This window comes from Streptomyces sp. NPDC018031 (genome assembly GCF_044327625.1).
In the GTDB taxonomy this organism is placed as follows: domain Bacteria; phylum Actinomycetota; class Actinomycetes; order Streptomycetales; family Streptomycetaceae; genus Streptomyces.
Window position 1 is genome coordinate 26,413 of sequence record NZ_JBIRFT010000030.1, and the last position, 20,577, is coordinate 46,989.

Sequence of the window (20,577 nt, forward strand, 5' to 3'; positions counted from 1 at the left end):
GGAGGTGGTCCATACCTCCCAGTACCACCGCGTGCATCACCAGGAGCATCAGCTTCCGCAAGGTCGCCGGAGGGCGTTCCGCGCCGCCGGTGTGCCCGCGGCTCAGCCCTTGCCGCGTGCCCGCTGGAAGCGGGCGAGGCCCTCCGCGAGGTCCACCAGCGGCTCCGGGTAGTCGTAGCGGGCGCGGTCGGCGGCGCCGAGCCGCCAGGGCTGGTGCACCGCGGGGGCGCCGAGGCCGGCCAGTTCGGGGACCCACCGGCGGACGTAGGCGCCGTCCGGGTCGAACCGCTTGGCCTGGAGCACCGGGTTGAGCACCCGGTTCGGCCGGGTGTCGGTGCCCGTGCCCGCCACCCACTGCCAGTTCAGCTGGTTGTTGGCGAGGTCCCCGTCGACCAGCAGGTCGAGGAAGTGCCGGGCCCCCACCCGCCAGTCCACGTACAGGGTCTTGGTGAGGAAGCTCGCCGTCAGCAGCCGGCCGCGGTTGTGCATCCAGCCCTCGTGCAGGAGCTGCCGCATCGCCGCGTCGACGATCGGGTACCCGGTCCGGCCGGCCTTCCACGCGGCGATGTCGTCGGCCGCCTCCCGCTCGGAGCGCCAGGTGTCGTGCCGGTCGCGGTAGTCGTGCGCGGCGGCGGCCGGGCGCCCCGCGAGCACCTGGTGGTGGAAGTCCCGCCAGCACAGCTGGCGCACGAACCCCTCCGCGCCCGGGCCGCCGTGGGCCCGGGCCCGGTGCACGAGCTCGACCGGCGACACCGCCCCGAAGTGCAGGTACGGGGAGAGCCTGGAGGTGGCGTCGCCCGCCAGGTCGTCATGGCGGTCGGTGTAGCCGTCGATGCCGTTCCGCAGCCACGCCGCGAACCGCTTGCGGCCCGCCGTCTCGCCGCCCTCCGGCACACCGGGTGACACGCCCGGCACGTCCGACCGGCGGGGCAGGTCCAGGGAACCGATCGACCCGGGCACCGGGACGGTGCGCGGTGCCCCGAGCGGCACCCGCAGGTGCTCCTGCGACCAGCGGCGGAAGTACGGGGTGAAGACGGCGAAGTGCTCCCCGCCGGCGGGCCGCACCGCGCCCGGGGGCACCGCGGTGACCGAGCCGTCGTGCACCCGGAGCCGGCAGCCGGAGGGTGCCAGCGCCCGCTGCAGCCGCCGCTCCCGCCGGTGCGCGTACCCCGACACGCCGGCGGCGACGTGCACCTGCTCCGCCCCGCTCTCGGTGACCACCCCGGCCACCTGTTCGGCCACCTCGCCCGATCGGACGACCAGCCGGCCGCCGGCCTTCCGCAGCCGCGCGTCGAGGTCGGCCAGGCAGTCGGCGAGGAACGCGGTCCGGTTGGCGGAGTGGTGCGCGGCCGCCCGCACGCCGGGGTCCCGCACGAACAGCGGGACCACCGCGTCCGCGGAGTCCAGCGCGGCCCGGAGTACGGGGTTGTCGTGCAGACGGAGGTCGGAGGTGAACAGGACGACCGAGACGCTCATGGCGGACTCCAGATCGAAGGGCGGGGCCGGGCGCCGGGCGCCCCGCCGGGACGGACCGCCCGGCGGGCGCGGGACCCCGACGCGGTCGATCAACGCGCGGCGCCCGGGTGGGGTTACTCGGCGTGCCCGCCGCGGTGCCCGTGCCGGACCCTTCCGCGTCCGGACAGCCCGCGGCGCTGCTGGTCCGCGGCGCTCATGGAGCTAAGACCGCAGGCGCCGTGCTTCGTCGAGAGCACGGTCCCACGGGTACGGGCGCTTCTCCCCGGGCTGGTTCGGCACGAACCCGCCGTCGCCGTACAGCATGCGCACGCCGGCCGACCGCAGGGTCTCCACCGACCGTTCGAACTGGGGGTGCTGAGCGTAGGCCGCATTCACGCACGGCATGCCCACCGTCGGGATGCGCTTTCCGATGCCCTCGGCGACGACGCCGATGACGAACGATGACGTCAGGCCCAGCGCCCACGCATTCACGCTGTTCATCGTGAGCGGAGCGAAGACGATTGCATCTGCCTTCGGCCACACGTCTGCCGCACCCGGCCGCTTGTACTGCGACCTGACCGGGTGGCCTGTCAGCTCCTCCAGCGCAGTGCACCGGTCCCGCAGCCAGTCGGCCGCGGTCGGGGTCAGGCCGACACACACATCCCACCCGTCCGACCGGGCACGGCGCACGACGTCGGGGAGGTCGAACACGGGCGGTGCCGCCGACCCGAACAGATACAGGACAGAGGTCATGGGCGCATCTCACCACACGCAACCGCCCCCGCACCGGGTGGTGTCGGGGCGGACGCCGTGCCCGCGGTCACCGCCGCGGGTACCGTTCCAAACGGCTGCAAGGAACGGAGACCAGTATGCCTCCCGTGGACGACGAAGACACCGGTGCCCGCATCGCCGCCCAGAGGAAGAAGGCCGGCCTGACGCAGCACGGCCTCGCCCAGCGGATCCCCTACTCGTACAGCCTGCTCCGCCATGTCGAGGCCGGACATCGCGCCGCCTCGCCCCAGCTTGTCGCAGCGGTCGCAAGGGCACTGCACATCGACGTCACCTCCCTCACGGGGCCGCCCGTGTCCACGCTCCGGCCCAGCCACGTCGCCACGCTCATCCGGCCCGTTCGCGAGGCGCTCGATCTCTACGACCTGCCCACCGACTCGCACCTCCCGCTGCGCCCGACACCGGACCTGATCAGCGAGGCCGACACCCTGTGCAGGCACGTGCGGGCGACGCGCCTGCACCAGGCGGCAGCTGCTCTGCCCGCTACTCTCGCCGATCTCACCGCGGTGTGCCGTGCGCGGCCGTCCACCGAGGCGTGGCGGGCCCTGGCGTCGGCGTACCGAAGCGCGCATGACGTGACGACGAAGTTGGGGTCCTACGACCTGGCCATCGTGGCGCTGGACCGGATGGGGTGGGCGGCGGAGCGGGCAGGCGACCCGCTGCTGGGCGCCATTCGCCAGTACAAGAGGGCTCTGGCGTACCGAAGCAAGGATGCCGAACACCGCATCGGTCTCAGCATGGTGTCAGTCGGGCACCGGATGCTGACGGCCGCCGAGGACAGCACGGAGACGAGGGCAGTGGCGGGACAGCTTCATCTCGGCGCGACGGTCATCGCTGCTCGGGCTCAGAACGAGGTGGCGGTGGACGATCACTTGAGCCTCGCTACCGAGATCGCCGAGCGGACCGGAGAGGTGGGGCAGATCCACTGGCTGTCGTTCGGCCCGGCCAACGTGGGCACTCACGAGACGTTCGCTCGGCTGGAACTGCGGCAGTTCGACGAGGCGCTGCGGGTCGCCCGTTCCGTGCGCCCTCCTCAGGGATGGGCGAAGTCGCGCCGTGCCGCGCACTTGGTGGACCAGGCGCGCGCGGAGATGGAGACAGGCCGTACGGACGCCGCTCTGTCCTCGCTGACGCAGGCGCGACGGATGGCGCCCCAGCAGACCCGGTTCCACCCTCGCGTCCGGGAGACGGTCCGGGGGCTGCTCCACCTGCGTCGGCAGTCGCCCGAGGCGCTGTCGCGTATGGCCGCGTGGGTGGGCGTGTGACAGTTGTGTGACACATAGGGGTTCGGCCCGGGGCCAGGGTGATCGCACGTTGACCGCCAACGCCGGAGGCTCTCATGCGGACCGACCTCGTACACCCCTGGGCGCCGCCCCTCGGCCCCGAAGTGATCGCGCTCCACGCCGGCGAGGCGTGGGACGCCGTGCGCGTGACAGAGCCGATCGGCACGGCTGTGCTCGAAGCGCTCGGCGGCGCCTCCGGCTCCGTCATCTCCGGCGGCCACGGCCGCTCGCTGTACTGGCTGGTCCCACGGGAGGAAGCCCGGGACTGGCGGTTGCCGCACGTCGAGGTGCTGCCCCGGAGCGACCGAGAGATCGCCGTCGTCGGGGTGCCGCCCGCCGCTTCGGTCAAGGGGCCCGGCGTCCACTGGTTGGTCCCGTGGCGCCCGGCCCGCTACCTCACTGACCCGGCCCTGCTCCATGCCGCCCTCACGGCTGCCGTGGCCGCGCCCGCGCCGGCCGAGGGCGCACGGTGACCGGTGCCCCGGCAGCCCCTGAGGTCGACACGGCCACGCTGACGCAGGAGCAGCTCAAGGGCTGGTACTGCGCGCTGTGCCGCGCCCGGCTCTTCGCTGACCGGTCCATCGGGACCCACACGGTTTCGTATGGGAGCACCGAGGAGCTGGTCGAGCTGTGGGCGTGCGCCCCGTCGTGCGAAGCGGCCGAGGCCGCCGACGACCCGGTGGCCCCGTAGACCGGGGCAGGTGGTCAGGCACCCGGCTCACCCCCGCGTCGGGCCCCACTGCGTGCGCGAGGCCACCCGGAAGTGAAAACTCAGGACTACGTCCACGCCCCTCGGAGAGACACGATGTCGACACCGCCACCCCGCCCCATCACGCCGAAGCCCCCCAGCAGGCCGCCAGCGATCACCCCGGGAGCCTGAAATGCCGATGGAGCGCGTCCCCTGGGGCCGGATGCCGACGGAGGTACGCTCCGCCGTGTCCCGGGAGCTGGGCGGGGAATCCACCGTCGAGGACCTCACGGCCGGGGGCAACAGCGCCATGGCGTCGCTGTTCACCCTCGTCGACGGCCGGCAGGTATTCGTCAAGGGCATGCCCGGCGACCATGAGCAGGCCGGGGAGCTGGAGCTGGAGCGGCGGATCAACCCGCATCTGCCGGAGTCCGCCCCGCGGCTGCTGTGGCAAGTCGAAGCGGCCGGGTGGACGCTGCTCGGCTTCGAGGGCGTCGCCGGTGGCGCGTATGCCGACTTCACTGTCGGCTCCGCTGATCTGGGGAGGGTTGTCGGTGCGCTCTCGGCGCTCGGCGTCCAGGGGACTCCGCCGCCGTGGCTGCCGACCGCGTGGGGCCGCTGGGGCTCCTACTGCTCCTCGGAGGACGAGCCTCTCCTGACCGGGGAGACGATCGCGCACACCGACCCGGCCGCGGTGAACTTCCTGATCGGCGACGGCCGGGCGTACCTCACCGACTGGGCGTGGCCGCTGGTGGGCCCCGCGTGGGTGGACCCCACGCTGTGGGCCATGCGGCTCATCGTGGACGGGGAGCAGACGCCGGCGGAGGCGTATGCGTGGGCGTCGAAGATCCCCTCGTTCCGCGGCGCACCGCCCCGGGCTTTGGCGGTGCTCGCGGAGGCCGAGGCGCGCAGCTGGGAGCATCACCATACCCACGGGGTCCCCGGCATCGAGAGTCACGTTGAGGGTGCGCGGGCGTGGGCGGACCACCTCGCGTAGCGGTGGCGGTGCGCGCGCCGGGCGCGGCCGGTCGGCGGCCGGGCCGGTCATCCTCGGCCGGGGGTGTGGCCGGGGGCGCCGGGCGGGAGCGGCTCGACCCCGGACAGCCGCCGTACCCGGGACGGCTCGATCAGCACCACCACCCGCCGCTCGCCGGGCACCAGCCACTCGTAGCGCTCGGTCCCCAGATAGGTGCGGGCCAGCAGGTCCATGTTCCGGTCCGCCTCCGCCCCCTCGACGAAGCGGACCACCCGGCCCTGGATCAGCACCCGGTCGTACGGGTCGGCGGGGTCGGCGTGGGACAGCGAGACCCGCGGGTCGCGGCGGAGGTTGCGCTCCTTGATCCGCCCGACGGAGGTGTTGAACAGCACCAGATCGCCGTCGGTCCCCACCCACATCGGGCTGACGTGCGGCGAGCCGTCGGGGTTGATCGTGGCGACGTGCCAGATGGTGGGCGCCTCGATGCGCGCCCGGATCTCGTTCGGCAAAGTGATCATGGTGGAGGTCTGCCCCGCCGCGGCGCCGCCGATGCCCGGCGCGGGCGACGGGGCGCTGCATGGCCGGTCCGGCGCCGTGGGGGTGTGGGCGCGGCCGGTCCGGCACCGCCGAGGGTGCCGGACCGGGACTCACGCCGCGGGGCGTCCGCCGCGCGGGGTGCCGCTGGTGACGTAGCGCCAGGCGCCGTCGTCGACCCGGTTCACCGACAGCCGCCGGTTGGTGGTGTCGCCGTACTCGTCGAAGGCGACCTCACCGGTCACTCCGGTGAAGGAGACCTTGTGCAGGGCCTTGACGACCTCGGCCCGGGCGTCGTCCGGCAGTGCGCCCCCGTGGTCGTCCGCGACCGCTTTGACGGCCTGGACGATGGCCCACGCCGCGTCGTAGGCGTAACCGCCGTACTGGCCCGGCTCCTCCGCGAAGCCGGCCCGCTGGTAGTCGGCCACGAATGCCCGGGCGGTGTCCAGTTCGGCCACGGGCACCCCCACCGTGGTGCAGAGGTCGCCGTCGGCCCGCGAGCCGCCGGCCAGGTCGGCGAAGGCCTCGCTGTACAGGCCGTCCCCGCCGGCCAGCGGCTGGTCGAACCCCGCCTCCTTGAGCTGTTTGGACAGCGGCCCCGCGTCGGGGTAGGCGCCGCCGAAGTAGACCACGTCGGCACCGGAGTCCCGCACGTCGGACACCACGCGGGCGAAGTCCTGGCTGCCGGCCGCGACGTGGTGGCGCCGGACGACCTTGCCGCCGAGCGCGGTGAACCCGTCGCCGAAGGAGTCCGCCAGCGCGGTCCCGTACGCGCTTTGGTCGTCGATGACGAACGCCTTGCGCTTCTCCGCCTCCCGGTACAGGTACTGGGCCGCGTACGTGCCCTGCTGGGCGTCGGTGGTGACGGTCCGGAAGAACGCGTCGGACGGCCGCGCGCGGGCGCCCTGGACCCACCCGGCCCCCAGCGTCAGCACCGGGTTGGTCGTCGCGGGGGAGACCTCCGCCAGGTCGGCGGCGCCGAACACCTGCTGGGTCGACTGGGCGACGCTCGCGTTCACCGGACCGACCACCCCCAGCACCTGGTCGTCGCCGACCAGCCGGGAGGCGTTCTGCACCCCCTGGGCCGGGTCGGCGCGGTCGTCCAGCGCGCTGACCTCGAAGGTGATCCCGGACACCTCCTTGCGGGAGTTGGCGTTCCGCACCGCGAGGTCGACCGCGTTCCTGATGCCCTGGCCGAACGGGGCGAGGTCCCCGGTCAGGGGCGCGCTGACCCCGATGGTGACGGTGCGGGTGCGCACCGGCCGGCGGTCCTCGGTGGGGGCGTCGGTCGGCGCGGTGGTCCGGGTGTCGCCGCGGCCCTCGGCACCGCCGCCGCCGCGGTTGCTCCAGACGATGGCGGCGGCGACGGCGGCCACCGTCACCACGGCCGTCACCGCCAGCAGGGCCCGCCGGCGGGCCGGGCGGCGGACCGGCGGCGGTTCCCCGGTGGCGCCCGCCGGTCGGGCGGCCGGAACCGTCCGGCCGACCGGACCGGTCGCGGGGCCGGGGTGGTACGGGGGCGGGGCGGGGCCGTACGCCGTGGGGCGGGCCCCGTCCTCCGCGGGCGGTGGCTCCGGCGGGGCCGGGGCCGGCGTGGGGCCGGTCTGCCCGGGGCCGGCCGCGGCGGGCGGCAGGCCCCCGGCCGGCCCCTCCGGCACCTCCGGCCCTTCGGCCCGGGCCGCCGGGACCGCGCCGCCCGGGGCGCCGGGCCGCGGCGGCGCGCCCGGCGGCTCCGCTGCCTCCGGAATCGCCGGGGTTGCCGGGGTCGCCGGAGACGCTGAGGTGTCCGGAGAGGCCGGGGTCACCGGGGACGCCGGGGTTGCCGGGGTCGCCGGGGCCACCGGTGGCACTGAGGTCTCCGTGGTGGCCGGGGTCTCCGGGACATCAGGGGGCCCCGAGGGCCGGGTCTCCCGCACGGGCCCGGTGGCGCCGGAGGTTCCCCCGGGGTTCCGGCCGCCGGGCGCCCCGGCGGCCGGCGGCACCGGAGTGCCGGCCAGGGTGTGGGCCACCGCCCGCGGCAGCCAGGCGCCGCCGGCCAGGACCTCGGCCAGCTCCTGCGGGTCGCCCAGCGCCTGCGCGAACTCGTCGGTCAGGGCCGGCACGGTGGGCCGCTCGGCGGGATCCTTCGCCAGGCACCACGTCGCCAGTTCGAGGAGCCGCCCGGGCGGCAGCGCGGCCGTGTCCGGCGGCTCGTAGACGGTGCGGAACAGCACGCCGTGGGTGGAGCCGACGCCGAACGGGCCCACCCCGGTGGCGGCGAAGACCAGCACCGCGCCGAGCGAGAAGACGTCGCCGGCCGTGTGCACCGGCCTGCCCCGCAGCTGCTCGGGGGACATGAAGCCCGGTGTCCCGATCAGGGTTCCGGCCCGGGTCAGGGCACTGGTCTCGGCGACCACGGAGATCCCGAAGTCGATCACCCGGGGCCCGTCCGCGGCCAGCAGGACGTTGGAGGGCTTCAGATCCCGGTGCACCACTCCGGCGGTGTGGATCGCCTCCAGCGCCTCGGCGAGGCCGGCGCCCAGCGCCAGTACCGCCGGCTCCGGCAGCGGCCCGTGGGCGGCCACCGCGGCGTCCAGGGACACCCCCCGCACGTACGCCGTGGCGAGCCAGGCCGGGTCGCCGTCGGGGTCGGCGTCCACGACGCCCGCCGTGTAGACGCCGTTCACCTGGCGCGCCGCGGTCACCTCACGGGCGAACCGGCGCCGGAAGTCCTCGTCCCCGGCCAGCTCCGGGCGCACGACCTTCACCGCCACCGGCCGTCCGCCCCGGGAGCGTCCGAGGTAGACCCGCCCCATGCCGCCCGCGCCCAGCCGCGCCACGATCCGGTACGGACCCACCCGTTCGGGATCCTCCGGCGTCAGCGCTCCGAACACCCCCACCACCCCTACCCCCCTGCCGCCTGTGCCCGTCCCCCGGGAACCGCCTCTCATGATTCCGCACGGGGCGCGGACGGCGCAGCGTTTGGGGCGCACGCGCCGTGCGGCGCGGGCGGGACCCGCGCCGGGCGCGTCAGCCGCCGGTGGCCAGGACCTGCGGGGCGGCCTCCTTGAGCCGGGTGCTGATCCACGCGAGCTGGGTGCGCGTCTCCCGGTGCAGCGGTGCGCACTCGGCCAGCAGCCCGGCGTCCCGCACCGCCTGGGCGGTCTGGCCCAGCAGGATCCAGTGCAGGTCCACCGCGGTGGCGGTGAGGTACAGCCGGCCGAGGTCGCGCAGCAGTCGCAGCCCCGGATGGTGCTGGTGGCGGCCGATCAGGCCGGCACCCCAGTGCCGCGCGGTCTCGACCGCACCGGTGACGCCCCGTGGTTGGTGCGGGCCCGGGATGCCGGTGGCGTGGCGACCGGCGGCCGCCCGGACGCGTGCGGCGTGGTCGTCGCACTGCCGGGCGAGGGTGTGGCAGGGATGGTGGGTGCCGGGGTCGGCGGCCTGCCGTTCGGCGACCGCGCGGAACTCGTCCGCGAGGGCGGTCTCGGCGTCGTGGAGTTCCACCAGCAGCGTTCCGATGTCGTGCATGGCCGCTCAGCGCCGTCCGGTGCGGGCGGTCCGGGCGTCGGCCAGCCGGTCCACCCGGACCGCGGTCATCTTGAAGAGCGGCTGTTTGGAGACCGGGTCCCACTCGGTCCGGGTGAGTTCGTTGGCGGCCCGGGTGTGGCGTTCGGGGCCGGCCTGGTCGAAGTAGCCGTAGTGGAACGGGATGAACACCACCCCGGGCCGGGTGCCGGTCAGCACCGCCGGTGCCTCGACCTCGCCCCGGCGGGAGCGCACCAGCACCAGGTCGCCGTCGTCGATGCCGTACCGCTCGGCGTCCACCGGATGGAGTTCGACCCACACGTCCGGTGCCGCGTCCGCCAGTTCGGGGACGCGGGCGGTCTTGCTCCGGGTGTGCCACTGGTAGACCCGCCGGCCGGTGGTGAGCCGGAGCGGGTGGTCCTCGTCCACGTCCTCGTGGGGCGGCAGGTACGGCGCGGCCTTGAGCACGGCCCGCCCGGCGGGATCGTGTGCCCGGTGCTCGTCCGCCTGGTGCTGCGCCCCCGACACCAGGTCGTGCCCGTAGTCCTCGCAGACGTCGGCCCCGGTGGGGAAGGTGTGCCCGGTGTAGAGCCGTTCGGTGCCGTGCGGCGCGTCGTCGGTGCAGGGCCACTGGACGCCGCCGCCGTCCCGCAGCCGGTCGTAGGTGAGCGCGCTCTGGTCGCAGGTCCGGCCGCGGGTGAGGGCGGTGAAGTCCGTCCCGGCCTCCTCGGGGCGGGTCCAGGGCGGCAGTGGCCGGCCGTCCCGGTCCCGCAGGTCCAACCGGCGGGCGTAGTCGATGAGGACGTCGAAGTCCGAGCGGGCCTGGCCGGGCGGGTCGACGGCCCGCTCCGACAGGTGGACGGTGCGGTCGGCGTTGGTGTAGCAGCCGGTCTTCTCGCCCCACAGCGCGGCCGGCAGCACCACGTCCGCCAGCGCGGCGGTCTCGGTGAGGAAGGCGTCGGAGACCACCAGGAACAGCCCTTCCCGGGCGCAGACGGAACGGATCCGGCGCAGTTCGGGGAGGGAGACGGCCGGGTTGGTCCCGGTCACCCAGAGGAACTTGACCGTCCCGTCCGCGCAGTGCCGGAAGATCTCCATGGCGTGGGTGGGCGGGGACCAGTGCGGGATGCGCAGCGCGTCGACGTGCCACGCCTCGGCCAGTTCGGCGATGTGCGCGTCGTTCTGCCAGTTGCGGAAGCAGGGCAGCGTGCCGTTGGCGCCGGTCTCCCGGGTGTTCTGCGCGGTGGGCTGGCCGTTCATCTGGAACACCGTGGCACCGGGCCGGCCGATCATGCCGCGGACCAGGTTGACGTTGTTGACCTGCACCGCGGCGGCGGTCGCCTGGTGGGACTGGTACACCCCCTGCAGCACGGTGGAGACCAGCCGCTCGCCGGCCCCCAGCACCCGGGCCGCGTCCCGGATGGCACCGGCCGGGACGTCGCAGATCTCCGCCGCGCGCTCCGGCGGGTACTGCCCTGCCACCTCCGCCAGTTCCTCGAACCCCGTGGTGCGGGCGGTGACGAAGTCCCGGTCCAGCCAGTCGTTGCGGATCAGTTCGTGGAGGATCGCGTTGAGCACCGCCACGTTGGTACCGGCGCGGATCGGCAGGTGGACGTCGGCCTCCCGGGCCGCCGGGGTGGTCCGCGGGTCGATGACGACCAGCCGCGGGCGGTCGGGCCCGTGCAGCCGGTCCAGCATGCGCATCCACAGCACGGTCTGGGTCTCGGCCACGTTGTGGCCCACGAGGAACAGGGTGTCGCACCGGTCGATGTCGGTGTACGAGCCGGGGTTGCCGTCGCTGCCGAAGGTCTCCACCAGCGCCCATTCGGCGGTCGCCGTGCACAGCCGGGTGTTGCCGTCCAGGTGGGGCGTGCCGAGGCCGCCGCGGGCGATGACCGTCTGCGCGTAGTACTCCTCGGCGAACAGCTGCCCGCTGGTGTAGAAGGCCATCGCCAGCGGGCCGTGCCGGTCCAGGACCGCCTGGGACCGGTCGACCACCGCCCGCATCGCGGTGTCCCAGTCGGTGGGCCGCAGCTCTCCGCCGACCCGCACCAGGGGCTCGGTGAGGCGGTCGGCGGAGTTGTTCGCCTGCCAGCCGAACAGCCCCTTGGGCCCCAGCCGTCCGTGGTTGACCCGGTCCTGGGCCCGGCCGCGTACCCCGACGATGCGTCCGTCCGCGACCGCGACGTCCATGCCGCAGCCGTTGGAGCACAGGACGCACGCCGTCGGCACCCACCGTTCGACCCGGGACTCCTCCACCACCAGGTGCCGGTCCACCCGCGCCGGCCAGCTCTGCCCGGCGCCGTACGGCTGCCGGCTGCCCCACACGTCCGTGATGCGATCGGTCATGCCACTCTCCCGTCGGCCCCGGGCCCGCCACCGCTGCGGGTTACCGGGCGTCGCGAAGTGAAACGCCGGCCGGGGGAACGGGGACGGCCCGCGCCCTCGCGCCGCGGCCCGCGTCCCCCGGCCGGGGGACGGGCGCGACGGAGCGCCGGGCGGTCGGCGGCGTACCGACCGGGCCCGGCGGAGCGGGTGTTCCATCGTTGCCCGTTGCCCGTTGCCCGTTGCCCGTTGCCCGTTGCCCGTTGCCCGATGTCCGATGTCCGGCGGTCCGCTCCGTGTCACCGTCGTTTCACGGTCCTCGGGGCCGCGGCGCCGTATCTGGGCGTGGACAACCCGCGTTCGGGTCCGGGCACCCTGACCTGACCTGACCTGACCTGACCTGACCTGACCTGACCGGGCCGGTCATCGGGGTGCGCGGTGCGCCGCCGGCCGGAGCACGGTTCTTCCCGGCAGCCAAGGCGGCCCTGCGGCCTGACGGCCCTGCGGCCTCGCGGACCGCGGCGTCCGGTGCGCCGCCGCGGGGCGCACTTCGGGGTACCGGTGCCGCGCGGGTGGACTTCGGGAGTACCGGGGCCCCGGACGGACTTCGGGTGTACCGGAGTGCACAATTCCGCATCCCTCGGTAAAGCCCGCTCGGGATCCCGGGGCGTGGGGAATGCCGCCGGAGGGCCGGATCCGCGGCGCCGTCCGGAGGGATCGGCGAACTTCCGGAGAAAGGCCGGTCCTCGGCCGTGGTCCGTACCTTATTCACTCTTGTGGGTGTTGACGGTGCGGTGGGCGAACCGGGCGGGCGGGGGCGCGTCGGTCTTTTCCGTGCAAGCGAACATGCTTCCGGGGCCGTCGCCGCCGAGGAATGTGCGCGATGTCATCCGAGGTGTGGTGTTCGGCGCGGGAAACCCGATCCGCATGACATCGCCGTGACCGGGGCGTGAAGGTTTCTTTTCCCGGCGCCGGTACTTCCCGGTGCCGGGAGCACGGCAAGCGGACTCCGCTCGCGTTCGCCCGACCGGCGCGCCGGGAGGGCGCCCGCGGGCAGGTCGTGGGGCGCCGGGGGGTGGCCGGGGGCGGTCCTGGCCACCCCGTTCCCGGGAGGCGTCCGGTGGCTGCCGCCGACCGGGGTGGATACATTCACTGCCAGGGAATTTTGGCAACAACCTGCTGCGCGGGCCGCAGCGGGCGCGGCCGCTCCGGCGGCCCGCCCCGACGCCGGTCGCGGCCGCGCCGCGGCTCCCGCGCCAGGGCGGCGCCGGGGCGCGGGAAACGGAGGCGCCGGCGGCGGCGGTGGAGGTTTGTGGAACGTCATGTACGGAAAGTGGAGCCGACCGCCGCCATACCTGGGCTTTACCTGCCGCGCCCGGCGACTTTTCGCCCGGAGAGGAGTGGTGGACCGCCGCCGATTTCTTCGCGAAGGTGATGAAACTCGACCCTTCGGAAGTCTCGGTCAGAGAGGTTTAATATCTCACTGCACTGGTCCGGTGGGTTACCATGGGTCGCGTCGGATCAGTAATGCACGATGCCGCCGTCGCCTGAGAAGGCCGTGCGGTTTTTGTGTGGGACAACGGGGGATTTGACGGGTGACTCCAGCACTGTGTGCATTATCTGTGGCTGAAGCTGATTCGCTCTGAATGTTTTTCGGGTGTCCGTCGGCGGCGTCGCGCCGGGCCGACGGCGAGCGGGTAATTGCTGAGCCTTCCTCAAGTGTCGCTGGCGAAAGAATTTTTCAGCGATATCTGAATTTGTGGAGCGGCCATATCTTCTGAAGAGTGGAGGGAGCACCGTGATGCGGCTCGAGGTCGGTCCCTTTGTCGAGCGGCACAGCCAGTTCGCGGCCATCGACGCGGCCATCGAGAACTGCCGTGCCCGGGACGGGCAGCTGCTGATCTTCGAGGGCGCCCTGGGGCTCGGCAAGACGGCCCTGCTCAACGAGGCCAAGAAGCGCGCCCAGCACGCGGGGTTCACCCTGCTGTACGCCCGCGGCAGCGAGTTCGAGGCGGGCTTCCCCTACGGCGTCGTGCGGCAGCTCTTCGAACCCTGGCTCGCGACCGCCGACGCCGCGGAGCGCAAGGCCGTCCTGTCCGGCCCGGCGAAGCTGGCCGCGCCACTGTTCGAGTACGGCACCGGGGGAGTGGCCACCGGCGCCGGCCCCGAACAGCGGCAGGCCGTGCTGCACGGCCTGTACTGGATGTGTGTCCACCTCGCCCGCCGCGCCCCGCTGTTACTCCTCCTGGACGACCTGCACTGGGCCGACGTCTCCTCGCTCCAGTTCCTCACCTACATGGAAGGCCGCCTGGAGGGGCACCCGGTGCTGGTGTGCGCGGCCACCGAGTCCGTGGACGACGGACAGCGCGCCGACATCAACCAGGCCCTGCTGTCCGCCTCGTCGGCCCGGCTGGTCGCGGTGGGCCCGCTCAGCGAGGAGGGGGTGCGCGCGTTCGCCACCGGCGCCCTGCCCGGGGTGCGGCTGGACGACACCATGGTGCGCGCCTGCTACGCCGCCACCGGCGGCAACCCGTTCTTCCTGCGCGAACTGCTGGCGGAGGTGCGGGAGGAGCAGCTCGGCGACCCCGCGTCCATCGCCCGCGTCGGCCCGCGCAACATCGCCCGCGTCGTGCTGCGCAGGCTCCAGCAGCTGCCGCAGCCACTGGCCGAGCACACCACCCGGCTCGCCCGCGCGCTGGCCGTGCTCGACGCCCCCGGCGAGCCCGCCCTGGCCAACGCCGCCCACGCCGCGCACGCCGCCCACGTCGCCGGACTGGACGCGGCGGAGGCCGCCGACGCCGTCAGCACCCTCATGGACCTGGGCATCGTGCACGCCCTGCCCCCGCTGAGGTTCGCCCAGCCGGTGGTGCGCACCGCCATCTACGAACACCTGCCGCTGCCCTCCCGGCACCGCGCGCACGCCCGCGCGGCCAAGGCACTGCACGCCGCGGGAGCCACCGGCTCTCAGGTCGTGCCGCTGCTGGTGCCGCTGCCGCCGTCCGGCGACGAGTGGACCGCGACCGTCCTCGCCGAAGCCGGCCGCGAGGCACTGGAGGCGGGCGACCCGGCCGCCGCCGTCCGGCTGCTGCGCCGGGCGCTCAACGAACCCGCGCCGGCCGCCCTGCTGCCCGCGCTGCTGGCCCGGCTCGGCGCGGCCGAGCTGCGCCTGCGCGACCCGGAGGCACCGGCCCACCTCGGCGAGGCACTGGAACTCACCGAGGACCCGCTGGACCGCGCCGCCATAGTCATCGACCTGAGCTCCGCGCTCACCGCCGCCGCCCGCTACGAGGACGCGCTGGCGCTGCTGCAACAGGCCCATGCCGCGGTGCAGGGCAGGAGCCGGGAGGTGGAACTGCGGCTGCACTCCGAGATCGTCAAGGTAGCCCAGCTCACCCCGCGCACCAGGCCGCTGGCCGTGCGGGAGCTCAGCCGCCTGGACCGCACCGTCGTCGGAGAGGCCGGGGCCACCGCCGCGCTGGTCGGCGCCCAGCAGGCGTTCGAGGCGCTGATCGGCGGGCGGCCCGCCCATGAGGTGCTGCGGACCGCCGAACGGGCCCTGCTGCACGGACCCCTGACGGCGCCGCCGGACGGCGGAGCCCAGGCGAGCTGGCTCATCGCGCTCGTCTTCGCCTGCTGCGACCGGCTGCTGGAGGCCGACCGGCTGCTGCACGAGGCGCTGCGCGAAGCCGAGGAGCGCAGCATGCTGCTGGCCACCGCCGATCTGCGCGCCCTGCACGCCTGGCTGCGGTTCCAGCGCGGCATGCTCGCCGAGGCCGAGACCGACGGCTCCCTGGCGCTCGGCTCGACCGAGGAGGCCGGGGTGCCGCCGACCGGCATGCCGTTCGCGGCCGGCGCGCTGATCGACTCGCTCGTCGCCCAGGGCCAGCTGCGCACCGCCGCCCGGGTCGTCGACCGGTGCGGCCTGGACAACGACATCTCCCGGCAACCCACCTTCCTGCCCCTGGTGATGGCACGCGGACGGCTGCGCATAGCCCAGGGCGAGCCCGAGGCGGGCGTGCACGACCTGCTGCGGTCGGCCGAGGCGCTCACCGAGTGGGGCACCGACTGCCCGGCGCTGAGTCCCACGGCCACCGCGGCGGCCACCCTGGCCAGGATGGGCCGCACCCGGGAGGCCCGGGGGCTGGCCGAGGAGACCCTGGCCTCGGCACGCCGCTTCGGCACCCCGCGCACCGTCGCCGGCGCCCTGGTGGCCACCGGACTCGCCCACGAGGGCCGGGCCGGCCTGCGGTACCTGGAGGAGGCGGTGGCGCTGCTGGAGGACAGTCCCGCGGCACTGGAACGCTGCCTGGCGCTGACCGAGTACGGGGTCGCGCTGCGCCGGGAGGACCGCGCCGACCGGGCCCGTCCGCTGCTGCGCAAGGCGGGCGAGATCGCCGACGGCATTGGGGCCGCCGCCCTCGCCAAACGGATCCGCGGCGAACTCGCCGCCATGGGGGTACGGGCCCGGGTGCCCACCCGTACCGGGGTCTCCGGGCTCACCCCCAGGGAACGGTCGGTGTCCGCCCTGGCGGCCGAGGGCAAACGCAACCAGGAGATCGCGCGCATGCTGTTCGTCACCGTCAAGACGGTGGAATGGCACCTGGGCCAGGCCTACCGGAAGCTCGGCATCGCCTCCCGGGGTGAGCTCAGGGACGCCCTGGCCAGGGTCTGAGAAGGGAAAAGGCTGGGGTTGCTGCTGGGGCGGAACCCGAGGTTTCCGACGCCTCCGGCCCCCCAGAATCGCAGCGGGCCCCCGGCGCTTCGTCGGGGGCCGCGCCGCATGCGCGACCGGTACGCGTCGCCGGCTCCCGGTCCCCCGCCGTACCGGTGGGGGACCGGGGCCGGTCCGCCGCCCGCAGCGCCCGGCACCGCGCCCGGCCCGCCACTCGTGGCGAGCGGGCGCGGATCCCGCCATCCGACCGGCCCGACCCCAGGAGGACCCATGCCCGACGAGGCCAAGCGCAAGCAGCTGGTGCTCGACTACTTCGACCGCGTCAACGCCAAGGACATCGACGCGGTCTGCCAGATGTTCACCGTCGACGCCCGGATCGAGGACCCGGTCGGCACCGGGCCCGTGGTGGGCGCGGAGGCCGTGCGCGGCTACTTCCAGCGCGTCATCGAGGAGTTCGGCACCCAGGACACCCCCGGCACGCTCACCGGCTCCCAGGACGAGGAGCACGTCGCGGCCGCCCTGAAGGCCACCATCCGCAACCCCCAGGACCCGAACGGCGGCCGGCTCGCGGTCAACGTCACCTCGGTGTTCCGGTTCACCGCGGACGGCCTGATCGCGGAGATGCGCGCCTACTGGGGCGCGACCGACGTCGCGCCCGCCGAAGGCGTCTGACACCCGGACGTCCATGACCGCACCGTGATGCTGGGGTCGATGCTGGGGGCGCGCCCCAGGGCCCGCGCCCCCACCACCCCCCAGAATCGAGGTCACGATCCGGTCGTGCGCCCACCGTGACGGGCACTCGGGTCGGCCGGCCTTCATCACGGTCGCGGTCAACGGAAGCACACACGCTCGGAGGCGGGCGCGAAAGGGCGCGTGCAGCGGTCACCGCGCCCGTCGCCGCCCAGCCAGGTCATCTTGTCATCGGGGGTTTCGCATGAGGACGTACGAGACAGCCATGCCCATCGCCGTGGTGGGCATGGCCTGCAGGCTCCCCGGCGCGACCGGGCCCGAGCGGTTCTGGACGGACGTCCTGCTCCCCGGCCGGGACGCGGTCGGCGAGGCCCCCGAGGGCCGCTGGACCCACGAGGGCGGCGACCCCCGGCCCGGGCACCCCGACCGGGCCGGCTGGCTGGACCGCGTGGACACCTTCGACGCGGAGTTCTTCGGGATCCCGCCGCGCGAGGCGACCGCCATGGACCCCCAGCAGCGCCTCATGCTCGAACTCTCCTGGGAGGCCGTCGAGCACGCCCGGATCAGCGCCGACACCCTGCGCGACGGCCGTACCGGGGTGTTCACCGCGGCGCTGTGGAACGACTACGCGGAACTCACCGCCGACCCGGCCGACGGCGGAGGGCACGCCTTCACCGCGGCCCACCGCGCGATGCTGGCCGGCCGGGTCTCGTACGCCCTGCGGCTGCGCGGCCCGAGCCTGACCGTGGACACCGGGCAGTCCTCGTCCCTGGTCGCGGTCCACCTGGCCTGCGAGAGCCTGCGGCGCGGAGAGTCCTCCAGCGCCCTGGTCGGCGGCGTCAACCTCATCGTCACCCCGGGGCCCACGGTGGCCGCCCGGGTGACGGGCGTGCTGTCCGCCGACGGCCGCTGCCGCCCCCTGGACGCCCGGGCGGACGGCTATGTGCGGGGCGAGGGCGGCGCCGTGCTGCTGCTCAAGCCGCTGGCCGCCGCGGAGGCGGACGGCGACGTGGTGCACGGGGTCATCCTCGGCAGCGCCGTCAACAACGACGGCGGCGGGGACACCCTCACCACACCGCACCGCGCCGCCCAGGAGGAGGTGCTGCGGCAGGCGCACCGCGACGCGGGCACCGACCCGGCGCAGGCTCAGTACGTGGAACTGCACGGCACCGGCACCCCCGCCGGCGACCCGGTCGAGGCCCATGCCCTCGGCGCGGTGTACGGCCCGGGGCGGGCCGCGGACCGGCCGTTGCGGGTCGGCTCGGTCAAGACCAACATCGGCCACCTGGAGGCCGCCGCCGGAGTCGTCGGCCTGCTCAAGACCGTGCTCAGCCTCCGCGACCGGGAGCTGCCGCCCAGCCTGCACTTCGAGCGGGCCCACCCGGACATCCCGCTGGAGAGCCTGGGACTGAGCGTCCAGCGGGAGCGCGGACCGTGGCCCGAGACCGGCCGGCCGCTGCTCGCCGGGGTCAGCGCGTTCGCGCTGGCGGGCACCAACTGCCATGTGGTGGTCGCCGAACCGCCGCGCGACCGGGTACCCGGCGCGCCCGCCCCCGCCCCCGCGGAGGGCGCCGGCCGCGTGTCCGTGCCCGGGGACACGCCGCAGGACGCCCCCGGGACCACCCCGGTGCCCTGGGTGCTCTCCGCCCGCTCCGCCGCGGCGCTGCGGGCCCAGGCGGAGCGGCTGCTGCGGCACACCGAGGCCCGCCCCGGGCCCACCGTCCGCGACATCGCCCACTCGCTGGCCACCACCCGCGCCACCCTGGCCCACCGCGCCGTGCTGCTCGGCTCCGACCGGGCGGAACTCCGGCGCGACCTGGCCGAACTGGCCCGCGGCGGCCGACCGGCCGGCGGCGTCCTGGGCACCGCCGGACGCACCGTGCGGCCGGTCTTCGTCTTCCCCGGCCAGGGTGCCCAGTGGGCCGGCATGGCCCGGGAGCTGATGGCGTCCGCCCCGGTCTTCGCCCGGACGATGGAGCGCTGCGGCCAGGCCCTGGCGCCGCACGTCGACTGGGACTTCGCCACCGAGCTGGACGGCCCGCTGGACCGGGTGGAGGTCATCCAGCCGATGCTCTGGGCGGTCATGGTGTCCCTCGCCGAACTGTGGCGCTCCTACGGCGTGGAGCCGGCCGCGGTGGTCGGCCACTCGATGGGGGAGGTCGCCGCGGCCGTGGTGTCCGGCGGCCTCACCACCGAGGACGGGGCCCGCGTGATGGCCCACCGCAGCCGGCTGATGGGCGCGCACCTGTCCGGCACCGGGGGCATGGCGGCCCTGGAACTGCCGCGAGCCGACGCCGAGGCCCGCGCCGCCGAACACGCCGGCCGGCTCTCCGTCGCCGTCGTCAACGGCCCGCTGTCCACGGTGGTGGGCGGCGACTCGGAAGCCCTGGACAGCATGGTCGCCCGGTGCAAGGCGGACGGCATCCGGGCCGGTCGGCTGCTGGTCGACTACGCCTCGCACAGCCCGGCGGTGGACCCCGTCCTGGACCGGTACCGGGACGGCCTGACGGACCTCACCCCGCGGCCCTCCCGAGTGCCCTACTACTCCACGATCGTGGGCGAGCCGCTGGACACCACCGGCCTGGACGCCGACTACTGGGTACGCAACGAGCGGGACGTGGTGGAGTTCGAGCGGATCACCCGCCGGCTGCTGGCGGACGGGTACACCGCCTTCGTCGAGATCAGCGTCCACCCCGTGCTGACCATGAACATCCTGGCGACGGCCGAGGAGGCGGACGCCGCGGACGGCCTGCTGACCGTCGGGACGATCCAACGGGACGAGGGCGGCCTGGACCGCTTCCTGCGCTCCGCCGCCACGGCGTTCGCCGGCGGAGTGCCGGTGGACTTCGGCCCGGCACACACCGGTGGCCGCCGCGTCGACCTGCCCACCTACCCCTTCCAGCGCACCTCCTACTGGACCGCGCGCCCGGCGCCGCGCACCGCCGGCCCGCTCCCCGGCGGCCCCGGCACGGCGGCGCGGGACCCGGAGCTCCGGCCGCGGACGGCCGACGCGGAACCGGACGCGACCGGCACCGCACCCCAGGGCGACGGCGAACCCCCGCTGGTGCGGCGGCTGGCCACCGCCTCGGCCGCCGAACGCGACCGGGCGCTGCTGGACCTGGTACGCGACCAGGCGGCCGCCGTCATCGGCCACGGCTCCGGCCGCGACATCGCCCCCGACACGTCGTTCGTCGACGCCGGGCTCAGCTCGCTGACCGCGGTGCAGTTCCGCGACGGGCTGAGCGCCGAGACCGGACTGCGACTGCCGACCACGCTGCTGTACCGGCACCCGACCCCGGCCGGTCTCGCCCGCCAACTCCACGACCGGCTCTTCCCCCGGGGCGGCGAGGCGGACGCCCCGCCGCTGTGGGACCAGTGGGAGCGCCTGGAGCACACCGTGATCAGCGCCGAACTCGCCGACCAGGACCGGACCTGGCTGGCCGAACGGCTTCGCGGCCTGCTCGGCAAGCTCGGCCCCACACCCGCCGGCACGCCGGACACCGGCGGTGCCGCGGCCGGTGACGAGGAGATCGCCGCCGCCTCCGACGACGAGATGTTCGCCCTCATCAACAAGGAACTCGGGCTCTCCTGACCAGCCGGTTCCGCCCCCTTCCCCCTCCACGTCAGCCCCACCCCTTCGCGCCGGGAGCCCAAGCCC

General features: G+C 74.8%; 13 protein-coding genes. 7 read left to right on the forward strand and 6 right to left on the reverse strand.

Going from position 1 to position 20,577, the window contains the following annotated elements; translation table 11 throughout:
- Positions 1 to 102 precede the first annotated feature (102 nt).
- Together ACH4B3_RS33180 and ACH4B3_RS33185 are read right to left on the reverse strand one after the other, a co-directional pair.
- Entirely contained in the window at positions 103 to 1,476 is a 1,374-nt protein-coding gene (locus ACH4B3_RS33180; protein ID WP_398469324.1) for a cryptochrome/photolyase family protein, read from the reverse strand.
- 201 nt (positions 1,477 to 1,677) lie between these two features.
- Positions 1,678 to 2,208 (reverse strand): flavoprotein, encoded by a 531-nt coding sequence (locus ACH4B3_RS33185; RefSeq protein WP_398469326.1) that lies wholly within the window; start codon positions 2,206 to 2,208, stop codon positions 1,678 to 1,680.
- Positions 2,209 to 2,324: 116 nt separating this feature from the next.
- Between ACH4B3_RS33185 and ACH4B3_RS33190 the strand changes: the two genes are divergently transcribed.
- The 4 genes from ACH4B3_RS33190 (at position 2,325) to ACH4B3_RS33205 (ending at position 5,212) form a co-directional block, all read left to right on the forward strand.
- The gene (locus tag ACH4B3_RS33190) at positions 2,325 to 3,509 is read left to right on the forward strand and encodes a multiprotein-bridging factor 1 family protein (protein ID WP_398469328.1); all 1,185 of its coding nucleotides are present in this window, start codon (positions 2,325 to 2,327) and stop codon (positions 3,507 to 3,509) included.
- Positions 3,510 to 3,583: 74 nt separating this feature from the next.
- Positions 3,584 to 4,000: a hypothetical protein gene (locus ACH4B3_RS33195; RefSeq protein WP_398469330.1), complete on the forward strand. Its 417-nt coding sequence runs from the start codon at positions 3,584 to 3,586 to the stop codon at positions 3,998 to 4,000.
- Positions 3,997 to 4,218, forward strand: a complete 222-nt coding sequence (locus tag ACH4B3_RS33200) for a hypothetical protein (RefSeq protein ID WP_398469332.1) — start codon at positions 3,997 to 3,999, stop codon at positions 4,216 to 4,218. The genes ACH4B3_RS33195 and ACH4B3_RS33200 overlap by 4 nt, the downstream gene beginning before the upstream one ends.
- 190 nt (positions 4,219 to 4,408) lie before the next feature.
- Positions 4,409 to 5,212 carry an aminoglycoside phosphotransferase gene (locus tag ACH4B3_RS33205; RefSeq protein ID WP_398469334.1) on the forward strand — a complete coding sequence of 268 codons (804 nt, stop codon included), beginning with the start codon at positions 4,409 to 4,411 and terminating at the stop codon, positions 5,210 to 5,212.
- 47 nt (positions 5,213 to 5,259) lie between these two features.
- Here the strand turns inward: ACH4B3_RS33205 and ACH4B3_RS33210 are convergent, their stop codons facing one another.
- The 4 genes from ACH4B3_RS33210 to ACH4B3_RS33225 form a co-directional block, all read right to left on the reverse strand.
- Positions 5,260 to 5,709 (reverse strand): PPOX class F420-dependent oxidoreductase, encoded by a 450-nt coding sequence (locus tag ACH4B3_RS33210; RefSeq protein WP_398469336.1) that lies wholly within the window; start codon positions 5,707 to 5,709, stop codon positions 5,260 to 5,262.
- 129 nt (positions 5,710 to 5,838) lie between these two features.
- Positions 5,839 to 8,598, reverse strand: a complete 2,760-nt coding sequence (locus ACH4B3_RS33215) for an ABC transporter substrate-binding protein (protein WP_398469338.1) — start codon at positions 8,596 to 8,598, stop codon at positions 5,839 to 5,841.
- A 136-nt stretch (positions 8,599 to 8,734) separates the two neighbouring features.
- Entirely contained in the window at positions 8,735 to 9,235 is a 501-nt protein-coding gene (locus ACH4B3_RS33220) for a hypothetical protein (RefSeq protein WP_398469340.1), read from the reverse strand.
- 6 nt (positions 9,236 to 9,241) lie between these two features.
- Positions 9,242 to 11,581, reverse strand: a complete 2,340-nt coding sequence (locus ACH4B3_RS33225) for a molybdopterin oxidoreductase family protein (protein WP_398469342.1) — start codon at positions 11,579 to 11,581, stop codon at positions 9,242 to 9,244.
- Positions 11,582 to 13,358: 1,777 nt separating this feature from the next.
- On the opposite strand from ACH4B3_RS33225, the gene ACH4B3_RS33230 reads away from it, so the two are divergent.
- The 3 genes from ACH4B3_RS33230 (at position 13,359) to ACH4B3_RS33240 (ending at position 20,511) form a co-directional block, all read left to right on the forward strand.
- Positions 13,359 to 16,229 (forward strand): AAA family ATPase, encoded by a 2,871-nt coding sequence (locus ACH4B3_RS33230; RefSeq protein WP_398469344.1) that lies wholly within the window; start codon positions 13,359 to 13,361, stop codon positions 16,227 to 16,229.
- Positions 16,230 to 16,499: 270 nt separating this feature from the next.
- Positions 16,500 to 16,901 (forward strand): nuclear transport factor 2 family protein, encoded by a 402-nt coding sequence (locus tag ACH4B3_RS33235; RefSeq protein WP_398469346.1) that lies wholly within the window; start codon positions 16,500 to 16,502, stop codon positions 16,899 to 16,901.
- A 283-nt stretch (positions 16,902 to 17,184) separates the two neighbouring features.
- Entirely contained in the window at positions 17,185 to 20,511 is a 3,327-nt protein-coding gene (locus ACH4B3_RS33240; protein ID WP_398469348.1) for a type I polyketide synthase, read from the forward strand.
- Positions 20,512 to 20,577 lie beyond the last annotated feature (66 nt).

Excerpts from the sequence above, each read along its gene's own strand:
- ACH4B3_RS33185 (WP_398469326.1), bottom strand. The coding sequence starts at position 2,208 with ATGACCTCTGTCCTGTATCTGTTCGGGTCGGCGGCACCGCCCGTGTTC.
- ACH4B3_RS33240 (WP_398469348.1), top strand. The coding sequence starts at position 17,185 with ATGCCCATCGCCGTGGTGGGCATGGCCTGCAGGCTCCCCGGCGCGACC.
- ACH4B3_RS33180 (WP_398469324.1), bottom strand. The coding sequence starts at position 1,476 with ATGAGCGTCTCGGTCGTCCTGTTCACCTCCGACCTCCGTCTGCACGAC.
- ACH4B3_RS33235 (WP_398469346.1), top strand. The coding sequence starts at position 16,500 with ATGCCCGACGAGGCCAAGCGCAAGCAGCTGGTGCTCGACTACTTCGAC.
- ACH4B3_RS33195 (WP_398469330.1), top strand. The coding sequence starts at position 3,584 with ATGCGGACCGACCTCGTACACCCCTGGGCGCCGCCCCTCGGCCCCGAA.
- ACH4B3_RS33225 (WP_398469342.1), bottom strand. The coding sequence starts at position 11,581 with ATGACCGATCGCATCACGGACGTGTGGGGCAGCCGGCAGCCGTACGGC.
- ACH4B3_RS33230 (WP_398469344.1), top strand. The coding sequence starts at position 13,359 with ATGCGGCTCGAGGTCGGTCCCTTTGTCGAGCGGCACAGCCAGTTCGCG.
- ACH4B3_RS33190 (WP_398469328.1), top strand. The coding sequence starts at position 2,325 with ATGCCTCCCGTGGACGACGAAGACACCGGTGCCCGCATCGCCGCCCAG.
- ACH4B3_RS33205 (WP_398469334.1), top strand. The coding sequence starts at position 4,409 with ATGCCGATGGAGCGCGTCCCCTGGGGCCGGATGCCGACGGAGGTACGC.
- ACH4B3_RS33220 (WP_398469340.1), bottom strand. The coding sequence starts at position 9,235 with ATGCACGACATCGGAACGCTGCTGGTGGAACTCCACGACGCCGAGACC.
- ACH4B3_RS33210 (WP_398469336.1), bottom strand. The coding sequence starts at position 5,709 with ATGATCACTTTGCCGAACGAGATCCGGGCGCGCATCGAGGCGCCCACC.